At 51.3% G+C, this 15,820-nt stretch carries 13 protein-coding genes, 1 tRNA gene and 1 other RNA gene; 6 read left to right on the top strand and 9 right to left on the bottom strand.

Annotated features, from left to right (window positions below; all coding sequences use genetic code 11):
• Positions 1–115: 115 nt before the first annotated feature.
• Positions 116–904 carry a phosphate starvation-inducible protein PhoH gene (gene phoH / locus I6N93_RS06515; RefSeq protein WP_085686013.1) on the top strand — a complete coding sequence of 263 codons (789 nt, stop codon included), beginning with the start codon at positions 116–118 and terminating at the stop codon, positions 902–904.
• Between the two features lie 80 nt (positions 905–984).
• Here phoH and I6N93_RS06520 read toward each other — a convergent pair.
• From I6N93_RS06520 to I6N93_RS06535, 4 genes are all read right to left on the bottom strand, one after another.
• A non-coding RNA gene (locus I6N93_RS06520) (RtT sRNA) lies at positions 985–1,115 on the bottom strand.
• A 46-nt stretch (positions 1,116–1,161) separates the two neighbouring features.
• Positions 1,162–1,251: transfer RNA gene (locus tag I6N93_RS06525), tRNA-Ser, on the bottom strand.
• Positions 1,252–1,566: 315 nt separating this feature from the next.
• Positions 1,567–2,085 (bottom strand): bifunctional 3-hydroxydecanoyl-ACP dehydratase/trans-2-decenoyl-ACP isomerase, encoded by a 519-nt coding sequence (gene fabA / locus I6N93_RS06530; RefSeq protein WP_085686011.1) that lies wholly within the window; start codon positions 2,083–2,085, stop codon positions 1,567–1,569.
• Between the two features lie 89 nt (positions 2,086–2,174).
• Positions 2,175–3,902, bottom strand: coding sequence for an AAA family ATPase (locus I6N93_RS06535; RefSeq protein ID WP_085686009.1), 1,728 nt, complete (start codon positions 3,900–3,902; stop codon positions 2,175–2,177).
• A 209-nt stretch (positions 3,903–4,111) separates the two neighbouring features.
• Between I6N93_RS06535 and matP the strand changes: the two genes are divergently transcribed.
• Positions 4,112–4,573, top strand: a complete 462-nt coding sequence (matP, locus tag I6N93_RS06540) for a macrodomain Ter protein MatP (protein ID WP_085686007.1) — start codon at positions 4,112–4,114, stop codon at positions 4,571–4,573.
• A gap of 11 nt (positions 4,574–4,584) precedes the next feature.
• On the opposite strand, the gene I6N93_RS06545 is transcribed toward matP, so the two are convergent.
• Both I6N93_RS06545 and I6N93_RS06550 read right to left on the bottom strand, forming a co-directional pair.
• Positions 4,585–5,076: a DUF523 domain-containing protein gene (locus tag I6N93_RS06545; protein ID WP_085686005.1), complete on the bottom strand. Its 492-nt coding sequence runs from the start codon at positions 5,074–5,076 to the stop codon at positions 4,585–4,587.
• A gap of 102 nt (positions 5,077–5,178) precedes the next feature.
• Complete coding sequence (locus I6N93_RS06550; protein ID WP_176222524.1) at positions 5,179–5,364, bottom strand: GhoT/OrtT family toxin; 186 nt, start codon at positions 5,362–5,364, stop codon at positions 5,179–5,181.
• An 897-nt stretch (positions 5,365–6,261) separates the two neighbouring features.
• On the opposite strand from I6N93_RS06550, the gene I6N93_RS06555 reads away from it, so the two are divergent.
• Positions 6,262–6,552: a hypothetical protein gene (locus I6N93_RS06555; protein ID WP_085686001.1), complete on the top strand. Its 291-nt coding sequence runs from the start codon at positions 6,262–6,264 to the stop codon at positions 6,550–6,552.
• Positions 6,553–6,636: 84 nt separating this feature from the next.
• On the opposite strand, the gene I6N93_RS06560 is transcribed toward I6N93_RS06555, so the two are convergent.
• Both I6N93_RS06560 and I6N93_RS06565 read right to left on the bottom strand, forming a co-directional pair.
• Positions 6,637–8,100, bottom strand: a complete 1,464-nt coding sequence (locus I6N93_RS06560) for a PepSY-associated TM helix domain-containing protein (protein ID WP_085685999.1) — start codon at positions 8,098–8,100, stop codon at positions 6,637–6,639.
• Between the two features lie 45 nt (positions 8,101–8,145).
• Positions 8,146–8,583, bottom strand: a complete 438-nt coding sequence (locus I6N93_RS06565; RefSeq protein WP_085685997.1) for a DUF2946 domain-containing protein — start codon at positions 8,581–8,583, stop codon at positions 8,146–8,148.
• Positions 8,584–9,106: 523 nt separating this feature from the next.
• On the opposite strand from I6N93_RS06565, the gene I6N93_RS06570 reads away from it, so the two are divergent.
• Both I6N93_RS06570 and mdoH read left to right on the top strand, forming a co-directional pair.
• The gene (locus I6N93_RS06570; RefSeq protein WP_085685995.1) at positions 9,107–10,675 is read left to right on the top strand and encodes a glucan biosynthesis protein G; all 1,569 of its coding nucleotides are present in this window, start codon (positions 9,107–9,109) and stop codon (positions 10,673–10,675) included.
• Positions 10,668–13,223: a glucans biosynthesis glucosyltransferase MdoH gene (gene mdoH / locus I6N93_RS06575; RefSeq protein WP_085685993.1), complete on the top strand. Its 2,556-nt coding sequence runs from the start codon at positions 10,668–10,670 to the stop codon at positions 13,221–13,223. The genes I6N93_RS06570 and mdoH overlap by 8 nt, the downstream gene beginning before the upstream one ends.
• A gap of 168 nt (positions 13,224–13,391) precedes the next feature.
• Here the strand turns inward: mdoH and I6N93_RS06580 are convergent, their stop codons facing one another.
• Positions 13,392–14,312, bottom strand: a complete 921-nt coding sequence (locus tag I6N93_RS06580) for a Kdo(2)-lipid IV(A) acyltransferase (protein ID WP_085685991.1) — start codon at positions 14,310–14,312, stop codon at positions 13,392–13,394.
• Between the two features lie 408 nt (positions 14,313–14,720).
• On the opposite strand from I6N93_RS06580, the gene trhO reads away from it, so the two are divergent.
• Complete coding sequence (gene trhO / locus I6N93_RS06585; RefSeq protein WP_085685989.1) at positions 14,721–15,776, top strand: oxygen-dependent tRNA uridine(34) hydroxylase TrhO; 1,056 nt, start codon at positions 14,721–14,723, stop codon at positions 15,774–15,776.
• Positions 15,777–15,820 lie beyond the last annotated feature (44 nt).

Here is a 15,820-nt window from a genome sequence, read left to right on the forward strand (position 1 = left end):
GGCTTTCCCCCTTGTGTTGTCGAGTGGCTTAATAAGGAAGCCAAACTTCATTTGTACATGCAGCGCCGCAGAAACCTATTTATGCGGTATGTGAAACAAACTGTAAGGTGGCACTATGGGAAGACAAAAAGCAGTGATCAAAGCACGCCGCGAAGCGAAACGCGTCATCAGACGTGAAGCCCGCAATCATCGTCAGCGTGAAGAAGATTCGGTCACTTCTCTGGTTCAGTTGGGGGGCATTGAGTCCATCGGTATGGCGCGAGAAAATCGCGACACGTCGATGATAGAAGCCCGCACAGAAGCCCAGGCACAATACTTGTCCGCGATAGACGATAAACAGTTAATCTTTGCCACCGGAGAAGCCGGTTGTGGTAAGACTTTTTTGAGTGCGGCCAAAGCAGCGGAAGCACTGATTCACAAAGAAATTGAGCGAATCATCGTGACTCGCCCGGTTTTGCAGGCAGATGAAGATCTTGGTTTTTTACCTGGTGATATCTCTGAAAAATTTGCACCTTATTTCCGTCCGGTATACGACATTTTGCAGCGGCGTCTGGGCGCTTCCTTCCTGCAGTACTGTCTGCGACCAGAAATCGCGAAGGTCGAGATTGCTCCCTTTGCCTACATGCGTGGACGAACGTTTGAAAATGCCGTCGTCATTCTGGATGAAGCACAGAATGTTACGGTGAATCAGATGAAGATGTTCCTGACGCGTTTGGGGGAAAATGTCACCGTTATTGTTAATGGCGACATCACCCAATGCGACCTGCCTTCAGGCGTAAGGTCGGGTCTGCGCGACGCGCTGGAACGATTCACGGAAGATGAAATGGTGGGCGTGATTTCGTTTAATAAACACGATTGTGTCCGTTCAGAACTGTGTCAGCGCACCTTACTGGCTTACGGCTGATTTAAGCGGCTGTTAGCGTGCTGTAACTGTCGAAAGCCCCGGGCCAGTCCATCCAGTGTTCGGGGCTTTTCCTTTGCCCACGGCGGTGAGGGAGGGATTCACGGCGGCGCTGCGCGCCTTGCCCTTCGGGTGGCCTGACGGCCATGCAAAACGGCGTTGCCGTTTTGTCGAACCCTGACGAGGGTTCTCACCCTCCCTCGAGGGGATTTCTGCATACAAAAAAGCCTGAACTTTCGCTCAGGCTTTCTTATGGAATATGGCGGTGAGGGAGGGATTCGAACCCTCGATACGTTTTCACGTATACACACTTTCCAGGCGTGCTCCTTCAGCCTCTCGGACACCTCACCGTATTGCCGCGCTCGGCAGCAACGGGGCGCTACTATAGGGAGTCGCCCTGTCACGGTCAAGCAGTATTTAGTGGCTTTGAAACATCTGGTTAAGCATTGTACGTTTAGCTGATGACTTCCGCCGCAGAGCGGGTTTGATCTATGTCGGTATAAGGAAAAAGGGGATGAATAGGCTTTATTGGCGTTGACTACACGAGCCTGAAGGAGCGGTGGGTCTGCAAGGCGCTGATTGACGATAATAGGATATCTCTGCCACAGAGAGCAAAAAGGCATTCTGGAATGACCCCGAATGCCTTTCTTTTCGAAAGCGGTGGATTAGAACGCGCTTGTATCTTTGAATAGTCCGACTTTCAGATCGCTCGCCGTGTAGATAAGGCGATCATCGACCAGAACTTCACCGTCCGCGATACCCATGATTAGCTTACGATTGATAACACGCTTAAAGTGGATGCGATAGATGACTTTTTTAGCTTCAGGACGAACCTGACCAGTGAATTTGACTTCGCCGACGCCCAGCGCGCGACCTTTACCTTCTCCGCCTAACCAGCCGAGGTAAAAGCCGACCAGTTGCCACATGGCATCCAGTCCCAAGCAGCCTGGCATAACCGGATCGCCGATAAAATGGCAGCCGAAGAACCACAGGTCAGGATTAATATCCAGTTCAGCTTCAACGTAGCCTTTATCATGCCGGCCACCATCTTCAGTCATCTTGATGACACGATCCATCATCAGCATATTGCCAGAGGGTAACTGCGGGCCCTGTTGGCCGAATAGTTCACCGCGCCCGCTGGCGTAAAGATCTTCTTTCGAATAGGATTCGCGTTTGTCTACCATGTTCTTTAAGTCCTGTTTTTGTGAAGCGAGCAGGTTAGCGTGCACGTGTACGCTGAGCAAGCCTGTTACCGCTGGACATACCAGTTTCGCTATCGGAAAAACCAAGGGAAGCGACGGCGTTCCTGCGGGGTTAAAAGAGCGATACGCTCACGAATCGCGGCCAGTAAGCTGGGGCGATGTTCTTCATCGTAAGCCACCTGCGTCAGCAGCGTTACCGCTTCTGCGACAGAGGATACCGGATAGATATGGAACTGCGCACTTTTCACTGCTTCGACCACGCCAGGCTGTAAACAGAGATGGCGCTGATTGGTCGCGGGGATGATGACACCTTGCTGACCGGTCAGGCCGCGACGCTGGCATACATCGAAGAAGCCTTCAATCTTTTCGTTAACGCCGCCGATGGGTTGAACGTGTCCAAACTGATCCACCGAACCGGTCACGGCAAATTGCTGATTGATGGGCTGTAGGGCCAGTGCGCTAATCAGGGCGCAAAGCTCCGCAAGAGAAGCGCTATCCCCGTCTACCTCGCTGTAAGATTGCTCAAAAACGATAGAGGCAGAGAAAGGCAACTGCTGTTCCAACTGTAATTCAGAAATCAGAAAAGCCTGCATAATCATCATGCCCTTGGCATGCAGGTTTCCCCCGAGTTCGGCTTTGCGCTCGACATCCGTCAGTTCGCCATCGCCCGGATGTACGACGCAGCTGATGCGGGTCGGTTCTCCAATCATCAGCGGATAACCCGGGTATTCCAGCACGGAAAGCCCGTTGACTTGACCGATGACGGCGCCGTCGGTTTCAATCAGAATCTGACCGAGCTCGATATCGTCCTGTAACCGTTCATACAGGTAACTATCGCGCCAGCGTCGGGTAGTTTCGGCATCGTTGATTGCCTGCGCGGAGAGGGTTTCCTGCTGCGCATAGAGCGAGGCGTGCTTCAATTGATGAGTCAGCCATTTGGGGCAGAGGGGCAGACAGCCCTGATCGTCACTGTGGCGGACGGCATGGGTGACCAGCGCATTCCATCCATCCTCTGCCAAGAGAGGAAGTTGATTCTCCTGGCACAGGGCGTTGATATATGCACACCAGTGCACCATATCCTCAGGCGCGATCAACGATAGCTGAGATTCAAACTCGCCATAAATAGCGACTTCGCTCAGCTCTGGCTCGGTATCGTGAAGGTCGGCCAGACTTTCACGATCGCCCACGATGATCAGTCGCAGATCGATAGGCATTGGCGGCACTTCTAACGGCAGCGGACGACGTTCATCAGGCGAGAGCCAGGAGTACTGTCCTGAGACCATCGTTTGCTTCAACCGCAGCCACATCAACGGCTGCGCCAGCAGCGTGCGGGCGGACAGAATCAATACGCCGCCGTTGACCTGATGAATCAGTCCGGGCTGTAGCTGAATATCATCCTGAAACATGCGGACGCAACCGAACAGTTGCTCCGATTCAATCCATTCCTGATATCCACACCGTGCTTTGGCCGCAAAATTGTCATCCCGATGCAGAGCCGACTGAACGCTGATGTGATGGCCGGAAATCTGATACAGGCTGCCGTATAACGTTTTATCCATAGACGCATTTGCACTAACAGCTCGGTCGATCAGCCGCAGATAGTCATCGCTCTCCTGCGCTTTTAATAACATGAAGCGAGAAGGGGAGCGAGACTGGCAAAAGAGCGTTAGCGCATTGGCCAAACGAGGCTGGATCGCCGAAAACTCAGCGGGTGCCAGCTGCGCTGCCTGAGAGAATAATGTCTGGTACGGGGTAAGATCAGGCAATAACTGCTGCCATTCGAGTCGGTTGTTGGTCAAAGTATCTACAGCACTCGTCTAAAGGGAAAGCGGGATTATACAAAAATAATGCCTGATGCACATGAGAGCCTGCATGCTGCTGACAGACAGTAATGGCAGAATAGCGATTTTGGCTGAAAAATGCTCAGTAAAAAGTTTGCCTGAAACAGGAAACTCGGGCCACAATGGAGAGATGTCGGGTACGTTACACGGTCACTGAAGACATTATTATGAAATACCAGCAATTAGAAAATCTTGAGTGCGGCTGGAAGTGGAAATATCTGGTCAAAAAGCACCATGAAGGCGAGTCCATTACGCGCTTTATTGAGCAAAGCGCGGCCGATGAAGCGGTTAATGCGTTGCTGCGAATGGAAGACCAGCCAGCGAAAGTGCTTCAGTGGATTGAGTTGTATCTCAATCCTGCGCTGGAGAACCGGATGAAGCAAACCATTCGCGCACGGCGTAAGCGCCACTTCAATGCTGAACATCAGCATACCCGCAAGAAATCCATCGATCTTGAGTATCTGGTTTGGCAACGTCTGGCAGGGCTGGCGCATCGTCGTGGCTGTACCCTGTCTGAAACCATTGTCCAATTGATTGAAGACGCTGAGCACAAAGAAAAATATGCCACTCAAATGTCGACGTTAAAACAGGGTCTGCAGGCCATGCTTAATAGTAAGTCTGGCCGCTAATTTTTGCTCGATTAGCCTACTTGATTGACTCGTTCAATCAGGCTGAGGATCTCCCCGTCCGAAAATACTTCTAATCCCCTCGATCTCAGCAGCTCGGCGGTGACGCCGTTGCCTGCAACGGTTTCTCCGTTAAAATGGCCGCTATAGACAGTCTGGCTGCCACAGGAGGGGCTGCCATCCGTGAGCAGCGCAAATTGGCAGCGATGCCGTTGAGCCATTTCCAGCGCCAGCCAGGCGCCCAAAATATAGTGTTCTGTGACGTCGCTCCCCGTTTCTTCAACCACCCGCGCACCTGACGCAATGACCTCGTTACGGCTCTGAGTGGGGATGATTTCCGCCGAGGGGCGGGGCGTAGGGAATCCTGCCGCCAATTCAGGACAAAACACGATTAGGCGCTGTTCCTGCTGCCATTGGTCGAGATAGTGTCGGACCGTGCTTTTGTTTGAGCCATTATATCGAACGGAAAAACCCGCCAGGCAGGCGCTTATCAAAATCTTATTCATCAGTGGGATCTTTTACTTTAGCGGATTCAAGGAAGCCGTCGGGGGCGAGCTACGCTGATAGCACGGGAATAATAACCAAGCTGATAGGGTGAAGGGAAACGATTAAAAGAAAGAAAACATCACGACAACGGGAAAACTGAGCGGCCAGGTCAGGCCGATCAAAACCGCGCAGAGCAGGCGAATCAGCATCGAGCGGTCTCTACTGACGAAGAAGGTGAAAACCAGCGATAGAACAAAACCAGCTAAATAAATAGTTTTAATCATTTCCCACAGATGGTGGTGAGCCACTTTATTCTCTTCCTTATAGTCGCAGGCGGCACGTAGTTTAAAGTGTTGCCAATTTGTGATCAATCCTTTAACACAACGGGGAAGCGCTGCACGTTTACCCAGACTGATCAATCATAGTGCCAAATCGATGGAAATTATGATGAGTGCGTCGAAAAAAAGATTTAATTATGGGCAGCGGCTTGAGCCGGCGGAAGCGCGGAAGGTGTAATTTCAGGGCATTCAATAAAGTCAATAAAGAGCGTGTAGGATGAAAAACTGCTTTATACCGGTAAGTGAGACTAAATAATGAAAAGTCACTGGGAGGCCGGCTGTCGGCAAAATAATTGTGACGGCAATATTAATTTTTGGTGACTATATGGACTTAATCGACCCGCTGACATAAGTTGGTTTTTTATTCTGTTTAAAAAAGAATAAAATGAACGAGATATCAAGCCTGCGGTTAAAATTACCCATGAACTCAAAGAAAGAGTCAAAATCGCGGCGTTGGCGAACGGAGTTACGATCAGTACGGAAATCAGCGCGCGGTTGCTGAGAAGCTTTTAGCCAGAATTGTCAGACACCCAGCAAGCAGACGCCATAGATAATCAACACACCGAAGAACTGGTGGAACAGCCGTTGTCAGCTGAAGAAATTAAAAAGTAGCTGCAGTTGATTAAGGAAACAAATAACGGTTCAATCAAAAGAAATAAAACCGACCTTATGCCTGCCAGTGAAAAGGGAGGCATATATTCATCTTCCGCAAAGCCTTCATTCCGCGTTCATTCTCTATCACCCAATAAATTGTAACCCTCTTCTTTTGTTAGCTATCCATCGCTTTACAGGCACAATTTTAAAATTCACGCTGAAGTTGCCGATAAATACACACGGAACGGTCCTAATTTTAAAAAGGGAGGGTATATGCCTATCGGTACCTTGAAGGAAACATTGCTGTTCGGTGATGACATTGGCGCAGTAAGCCATCGATATGAAATCTACAAATCAGATTCCCAGGGCGGTTATTTTGCGATGATTTACACGCTGAAATCGCTGCGTGCAGAGCATCACGTTATCATGGCATGGAACATGGAAGAAACCCGTTTGCCCTTACGCTCTTCATATATTCCTAACGCGCGCATGGAGTGCGAGGCTCATTGGAAAAAAAGTTTTCGTGCTGGCCGAAGGAAAGGCATTGAGAGCCGTGTGACATAATGAGCTTGAATCACAGAAGCAAGCCAGCAACCTGCTTTTGTATTAATGTGCGGTTTCATTTATCTTCTAAGAGGATGGGCTATCTCACTCTCGATTCATTTTTTTCCTGCTAGCGCTCATTTCCGGCTTGGGTAAAGAGTGGGAGTATCGCAGCCAGCGAACGCTATCTATCAAAATAAACATTACTGCGCTGATCCCGAGAACCGGCAGAAAAATGCCGATCCCTAAGGTGATGATGGCAAGCAAGACCTGCGTTGTCAGTGATAAAGATAAAAAGGCCTCTATTACTGACTGTAGCGGATTTTTGGAAACGGAACCACGTGGACGGCGCAGCCACCACAGGCGATATCCCCAAACAATCATCGTGCACAGTCCTACGCCGAACAATGTAAGCAATAGCTGGTTAGGCCATCCGAACAAAACGCCCATATGAATATCGACGCCCCATCGTGTCAGTTTCGCCGCCAGTGGGAAGTCGTTAAAGGCGACTTTGCTGACGACCTGGCCCGAACCAGGGTCGACCGCTACGGCGTCGGCTCGGGTGGGCCAGCGTCTCTCCATTTCGGTGACCGTCCAGGCGCGATGCGGATTTGACGTCGGGCGAATTTCTATTTTCGTTGCCTCAATGCCTGCGGAACGTGCGGATGCCAATACCCGATCAAAGCGGGCAGGGGCGATAGGCGTCATATCCGGTACGTCCATCATCATATGGTGAGCGTGCTCGCTATACGGGGGGGACTCGGCATTCCCTGAGAGTTGAGTGGCCACTGCCGGCGTTTGCCAGCCCAAGGCGTAGCGCAGCTGCGATATGTTGTCCCCAGCCCACCTCGACCATGTCAGTCCCGTCGCAGAGAAAAAGAGTAAGCCCGCCAGTAAGGCTAATCCTGTCACGGTATGACAGCGCCGTAGCCGGCGTCGCGTGCTAAGTGCGGCACCGGTTTTTTTAGCATTGATATGGGGTTGACGGCCGGTCCACCACAGGTAAGCACCACCCAACGCTGCAATCCACAGCCACGAGGCTGCCAGTTCGCTGTAATTTCTGCCGACGCTCCCCAGCAACAGACTGCGATGCAGGTTATCCAGCCAGAGACGGAAAGGCAAAATTCCGCTGGTGCCATAAACGGTCAGATCGCCTCTGATAGCTAATGATACCGGGTCGATAAAGAGGGCCCGACTTTCAGAAGGCCCTAAATCGGGAGACGAAAACATGACGCGGGTCGTCTCACCCGGGAGAGGCGCAGGCCTGACCGCAGATAGCGTCGTATTTTTGCCATGGCCCAGGGCGTGCATTCCCGCGGCAACATGCAAAGACAGCGGCTGTGGCGTGCCTTTAGTATTGGTGTAAAGCGCATGCGCATAGAGCCGATTTTCGAGCTGAGGCGTTAATACATAAAGGGTGCCGGTCAACGCCGCGATAAAAATAAATGGGCCGACAAAAAGGCCAATATAAAAATGCATCCGCAGGAAAAACGTCCTTAATCCGGAAGGCGTTGGGACGTGTTCCTGTTCGGTACTCGGGCGTCTTTTTCCGTTTTCGACAGCAGACATAACATTTCCGCAAAAGTAATGAAATAGGGGCGCAGACTCGATGTTTCAGACCTGTGAGCGCGGTAAAAAATGCTTCGCGGGAGAGGAAGGCGGTGCGCGAGCCAACTGGAAGACGTAGAGCGAATCGGAAATGCGCTGCGGTAAGTCGCTTTCCAATGACCGTAAGGTACGCCAGTGGATGCGTGGCATCAGATCGCCGCCGGGCGGTTGCAGCGAGGGAAGATGCAAAAACAGGACGCAATAGCCGCATGCATTGTGGCTCCGCGCCGCATCATGGCACGTGGAAGAAAAAGAGGGGATGAGTTCTTGCTTGTGCACTGAGGCCGCGACGGCGGAGTCCCCGTGATGATGCATCGTTTGAGTCTGAACGTCATGACTCCACTCCAGCGGTTGAGAAACCACTGGAGAGATAAAAATCATGATGACGGCAAAAATGCTCAGCCAGTATGGACTGCTTTTTTGCCTGAACTCAAACAGGGACATGTACGCCTAAGCATAGAGCATATTTTATGGCGTGACTGTAGCTTCCTTAGAGGAAAGAACTTTACAAAAATGTATTTTTTTACGCGTCATGGCCGCCTAATCACGCATGGGCTCCAAATAAAGAGACTTCGCTTATGTCCACAGTGATTGCGCTTGCTCAAGACCAAATCTAAGAGGAGAATCCCTGCTTTTACGCCTAACGGACTATTCCTAGGCGAAATCCCTACAATTTCCGTTATGGTGGTGCTCTGTCATGGAATGACAGCTTGATAATGAATCAGGCGCATACCGCGCTTTAAGGAAAGAGATAGCAGCGGTCTGTGATATTGACGTCCTAAAGTCTGAAAAGGGAAACGGGAATCATCGATCCCCCCTTTAAATCGGGATTAAATGACGAATAGAGATAGCCGTTGTTTAAACGCTGACCTATCATAATGAACCAAATTTTTATGAAGTTGTCGGATAGCTAACTTATCCATTAATATGGATTTTAGTTGATTGAAGCACACATACAGGGGGAGATGTGCTGGTTAATAAATTTAAGGTTAAACAGCGAGTCAACAATCTTCGCTTGCTCTCAGCCGCTGTCATGCTGTCTTTGGCGTCTTTGCCTGCGTGGGCATTTTCCATTGATGATGTCGCGCAACAGGCGGAAAAACTGGCAGCAAAGGGGTTTGAAGCACCGAAAAGTAATCTGCCCGATCAATTCCGCGACATGAAGTTCGCCGACTATCAGCAGATTCGTTTCAATCAGGATAAATCGTACTGGAACGCAATACCCACCCCATTCAAGCTGCAGTTTTACCATCAGGGCATGTACTTCGACATCCCTGTCAAAATCAATGAAGTTACCGCTACCTCGGTAAAAGAAATCAAATATTCGCCTGACTACTTCAACTTTGGTTCAGTCAACCACGACCGTGAAGCGGTGAAAAACCTTGGGTTTGCTGGTTTTAAAATTCTGTACCCCATCAATCAGACGGATAAAAACGACGAGATAGTCAGCATGCTGGGCGCGAGCTATTTCCGCGTTATCGGCAAAGGACAGACTTATGGTCTGTCTGCTCGTGGACTGGCTATCGATACGGCACTGCCCTCTGGTGAAGAATTCCCGCGTTTCCGTGAATTCTGGATCGAACGTCCTAAACCTAATGACAAGCATCTGGTGATTTACGCGCTGCTGGATTCGCCGCGTTCGACGGGCGCTTACCGCTTTACTGTTTACCCGGGGCGTGACAGCGTCGTAGACGTTCAGGCCAAAGTTTATCTGCGTGATAACGTCGGCAAGTTGGGCATTGCGCCGCTAACCAGTATGTTCCTGTTCGGACCTAATCAGCCTTCGCCGACGTTGAACTACCGTTCGAACCTACATGATTCAAATGGCCTTTCCATTCATGCCGGCAATGGCGAGTGGATATGGCGTCCGCTGAACAATCCGAAACATTTGTCCGTCAGCACCTATACTGTCGAGAACCCCAAAGGTTTTGGCCTGCTGCAGCGCGGTCGTGATTTCTCCAGCTATGAAGACCTGGACGATCGTTACGATCAACGTCCGAGTGGTTGGGTTGAGCCTAAAGGCGACTGGGGCAAAGGGAAGGTTGAGCTGGTGGAAATCCCGACGGCGGATGAAACCAACGACAACATCGTGTCTTTCTGGACGCCGGATACATTGCCGGAAAAAGGAAAGCCGCTGGATGTGAAATACCGCCTGCATTTCACAACGGATGAAGATGCGTTGCATTCTCCTGACATTGCCTACGTTAAGCAGACCATGCGTTCTACGGGGGACGTGAAGCAGTCGAACCTGATCCGTCAGCCGGATGGGACAATTGCTTTCCTGGTGGATTTCGTCGGTTCGCAGATGAAAGACATGGATCCGGCTACGCTGGTCGCGCCGCAGGTGAGCATTGCTGATAACGGTGAAATCGTCGAAAACAGCGTCCGGTACAACCCTGTAACCAAAGGTTGGCGTTTGACGCTCCGTCTGCGCGTGAAGGACAGTAAAAAGCCTACGGAAATGCGTGCAGCGTTGGTGAATGGCGAGACTACTTTGACTGAAACATGGAGCTATCAGTTGCCTGCCAATGAATAAGTCAACTTCCTCTCTCGACTATGTCGAGAAATTGTCTCTGCCTGCCGAGCAGGCAGAGACGTTGCGTGAATCCCTCCCGCATTCAACGACTCCCCCAAACCCATCTGAAGTACATCGGGCTTTAGCCCATGGTGATTCGGTGAATCTTCGGTCCGAAGATGATTTGCCCTTAATCTCCGTGAAGCGCCGTCTGGAAATGGGGTGGGGAGACAATCCGTCCCAGGAAAAACAGCTGATCAAAGATCGGGAAGGGCGTACTGCGATCCAGGCGATGCCTAAGATCAAACGCGCCGTGATGTTTCCCGATGCCTGGCAAACCAACCCGCTGGTGCGCTGGTGGCATGGCATTTTGGGGCAGTCGACTGCGCCTCGCCACCGCCGTGTTACGGCGCAGGAAAACAAAGAAGAGAGCAGGTGGCGTACCGTGGGTACGATCCGTCGCTACATCCTTCTGATTCTGACGCTGTTTCAAACGACAATCGCGACCTGGTACATGAAAACCATCCTGCCGTATCAAGGATGGGCGCTGATCGATCCCTTCGAGATGGCGCACCAGGACTGGCTGCGTACCGTTATGCAACTGCTGCCCTACGTGCTGCAAAGCGGCATTCTGATTTTATTCGCCATTCTGTTCTGCTGGGTCTCTGCAGGCTTCTGGACTGCGCTCATGGGATTTCTGCAACTGCTGATCGGCAAGGATAAATACAGCATCTCGTCCAGCACGGTAGGCAATGAGCCCCTGAATCCGGAACATCGCACTGCGTTAATCATGCCGATTTGTAATGAAGACGTAGAGCGGGTATTTGCCGGTTTGCGGGCGACCTATGAGTCTGTTGAGGCGACTGGGCAGTTAGCGCACTTCGACATGTATGTGTTGAGTGACAGCAACGATCCCGATATCTGCATCGCTGAGCAGAAGGCATGGATGGATTTGTGTCGCGAAGTCGGAGGCGAGGGGCATATCTTCTATCGCCGTCGCCGGCGTCGTGTAAAACGTAAAAGCGGCAACATCGATGATTTCTGCCGTCGCTGGGGCAGTCAGTACAGCTATATGGTGGTACTGGATGCCGACAGCGTGATGAGTGGAGATTGTTTGACCAATCTGGTCAGGCTGATGGAAGCGAATCCAAATGCCGGGATTATCCAGTCATCGCCTCGAGCATCTGGTATGGACACGCTATATGCGCGATGTCAGCAGTTCGCGACCAGGGTCTACGGACCGTTGTTTACGGCAGGGCTGCATTTCTGGCAGTTGGGCGAGTCCCATTACTGGGGGCACAATGCCATCATTCGCGTTAAACCCTTTATTGAGCACTGCGCGTTGGCACCGCTGCCGGGAGAAGGCTCTTTCGCCGGGTCGATCCTGTCTCATGACTTCGTCGAAGCCGCGCTGATGCGAAGAGCTGGTTGGGGGGTCTGGATCGCCTACGATCTGCCCGGTAGTTATGAAGAGCTGCCACCGAACCTGTTGGATGAATTGAAGCGTGATCGCCGCTGGTGTCATGGCAACCTGATGAATTTCCGTCTGTTCCTGGTCAAGGGCATGCATCCGGTGCATCGCGCTGTGTTCCTGACCGGGGTGATGTCATACCTCTCCGCGCCGTTGTGGTTTATGTTCTTGGCCTTATCGACCGCATTGCAGGTTGTGCATACTTTGATGGAACCTCAGTACTTCCTGCAGCCACGCCAGTTGTTCCCGGTATGGCCGCAGTGGCGACCTGAGCTGGCCATCGCGCTATTCTCTACTACGCTGGTTCTGCTTTTTTTGCCGAAATTACTGAGCGTCATTTTGGCCTGTGCCAAAGGGGCCAAGCCCTACGGCGGCGCAATCCGGCTGTTTGTTTCATTGCTGCTGGAAATGCTGTTCTCCGTATTGTTGGCTCCGGTCAGAATGCTGTTCCACACGGTATTCGTCGTCAGTGCTTTCCTAGGCTGGTCGGTACAGTGGAACTCTCCGCAACGTGATGATGATGCAACCTCATGGGGCGAAGCATTCACCCGTCATGGTTCTCAACTGGTGCTGGGACTGGTCTGGGCGCTGGGAATGGCCTGGCTGGATCTCCGCTTCTTGTGGTGGCTGGCGCCGATCGTCTTCTCGTTGATTCTGTCTCCTTGGGTTTCGGTGTACTCCAGCCGTGCAAATCTTGGGCTGGCCTGCAAACGTGCGAAGCTGCTGCTGATCCCGGAAGAGTATAATCCGCCGCGTGAACTGGTAGCTACGGATGAGTACTTCCGCCTCAATCGCGAACGCAAGCTGAACAACGGATTTATGCATGCGGTCTTTGACCCGACGATTAACGCGTTAGCCAGTGGGATGGCCACGGCTCGGCACTGTTTCAGCCAGCCTATTGACGATGTGCGTGAACAGCGTGTGGCGGAGGCTTTGAGCCTCAAACCACAAGAGGTCGAAAATAGTCAACGACTGGCACTGCTCAGCGACCCGGTTACGATCTCACGTATGCATTACCATGTCTGGCAGGAGCCTCAACGTTACACTGACTGGACTGAGCACTATCAAACCCTATCGGCTCCGCCGGTGAAATCGTGATGTGACATAGCTGAGTGGGTTAGTACCACCGGTATAGTAAAAAGCCCGATGAAATCATCGGGTTTTTTTATCTACGAGTTCGTGAGCGTCGGACAAGGCAAGAGAGTATTTGGTGTTCTGCAGTCGTTGCCCGTGGACAGGCGTCGATCCGTAACGGTAGGAAAAGCATTAGTACAAAGGGGGCTCTCCCTGGGGACGCGTCTTAAACCGGCGGTGCAGCCACATGTATTGATCGCAGGCCAGCATGATATTTTGCTCAATAACGTGGTTCATCCAGGTGGCTGTGGCGATTTCATTCTCAAACGGTATATCCAGTTCGGCGGGTTGAATGATGAGCTCATAGCCTTTACCGTTAGGCAGCCTGCGGGGGACAAAAGGAACGACCGCCGGTTTTGCGCTACGTGCGAGCATATAGCTGCCAGCCGTCGTCGCGGCTTTATCGACGGCAAACAACGGTACGAACACACTGCTGCGCGGACCATAGTCGTGGTCAGGGGCATACCAGAGTATTTCTCCCTGTTTGAGGGCACGGATCATGCCTTTCAAATCTTTACGGTCCAGCATGGACTTATTGGAGCGCATGCGGCCCCAGGTCTGCAGCCAGTCAATCAGCTTATTGTCATTCGGGCGATAAACGCCGATCCCTGCGTTTTGCATACCGAAAATGCGAGCGCCGAGTTCCAACGTCAAAAAGTGAATTCCGATCAGCAAGATCCCTCGATTCTGTTCGCGCAGGGGGTGCATATTCTCCAGTCCCGAGACCTTGAACCAGCGGGCCATACGCCAGTCTGGCCAAAACCACGCCATACCGGTTTCCATGACGCCCATGCCGACCGACTCGAAATTGCTGCGTACTAATGCTTCGAGCTTTTTTGCAGACATGTCGGGAAAACAGAGCTCCAGATTGCGTCGAGCTATCTGAACGCGGTGCTTCAATAGGGGCATAGATAGGCGTCCAAGATGAGTCCCTATACGGTAAATGATCGGATAAGGAAGCAGGACGACCAGATAGAGGATGCCTATGCCCAGCCAGGTTAGCCAATAGCGCGGATGCAACAGCGAACGGTTGAAAGAGGGGATTGTTGTCATGGCCTTAATATCGAAAATGGCGGTAAATCACGCCTTGTGTTAATGGGATTTTCAGAACACCACTTCGAAGAGTAGTTTAATATGGCGTTAAGTGGCGCATTTGGAATGTGCTACAAGCTGATTTTTATATAGATTTAGTCGGTTGCCTATCATAGCACCGGTTAGCGATGGTTTTTAACCTTTGATGGAACGGTCGCCAATCACAAGAGGCCGGTATTATGACGAAACCGTCGTGCTGAAACTAGTCATCAATCCTCCTTGTGTAGCTTGCATTGATATTTTGTAGGGGAGCTCTCTCTGACTGACAGAGGCGAATAGCTGGTGTATCATGCCGCGCTATTCCGCTAGCAACAAAATGCTAACACAAAATTAATGTCGTTAACCTCACTTTAAACAGGATCGTACACCATGCCAGTGTTACATAACCGTGTTTCCAATGAGGAACTGAAGGCGCGCATGCTTGCTGAAACCGAGCCTCGCACCACAGTCTCCTTCTATAAATATTTTCAACTGAACGGACCCCAGGCATTTCGCGACGCGCTTTATGTGACGTTGACGGAAATAAACGTGTTTGGCCGTGTCTATATTGCAGAAGAGGGGATCAATGCGCAGATTAGCGTTCCCCAAAGCCTGTTTGAGGCGTTTAAGGCCCGGTTGTATCAGTCGCATCCTGCTTTGAACAACATCCGATTGAATATTGCACTGGAAGACGACGGTAAATCGTTCTGGGTATTAAGAATGAAGGTGCGGAAACGGATTGTAGCCGACGGGATTGATGATCCTACGTTTGACCCATCACAGGTTGGCCATTATCTGAAAGCTGAAGAGGTCAATCGGATGGCGGATGATCCTTCGACAGTGTTTGTCGACATGCGCAACCATTATGAATATGAAGTGGGCCACTTCGAAAATGCGCTGGAAGTACCGTCTGATACTTTTCGTGAGCAGCTACCCATGGCAGCGGAAATGTTGGCCGACGATCGTGAAAAGAATATCGTCATGTATTGCACGGGGGGCATTCGTTGTGAAAAAGCCAGCGCTTACATGCTGCATCACGGGTATAAAAATGTGTTCCACGTCGAAGGCGGAATCATCGAGTATGTCCGTCAAGCGAAGGCTCAGGGGCTTCCCCTCAAGTTTATTGGTAAAAATTTCGTCTTTGATGAGCGTATGGGCGAGCGGGTCTCCGAAGAGGTAATCGCTCATTGTCATCAATGTGGTGTCTTATGCGATACGCACACCAACTGCCGCAATGAGGGGTGTCATTTGCTCTTTATACAGTGCCCTCAGTGCGCGGAAAAATATGAAGGTTGCTGTGGTCCAGCTTGTCAGCAGGAAATGACTCTGCCGCTGGATGAACAGCGTAGGCTAAGGTGTGAAAGAGAAAACGGCATGAAGATCTTTAATAAATCCAGGGAATTGCTGCAGACGGTCTTGCCGCCACCCGCCAGGGATCAAGAGTAACATCGTTGAGAAAAAAGAGCCCCTGTCCATGACGGGGCTCTACC

Origin of the sequence: Lonsdalea populi (assembly GCF_015999465.1) — a bacterium.
Taxonomy (GTDB): Bacteria; Pseudomonadota; Gammaproteobacteria; order Enterobacterales; family Enterobacteriaceae; genus Lonsdalea; species Lonsdalea populi.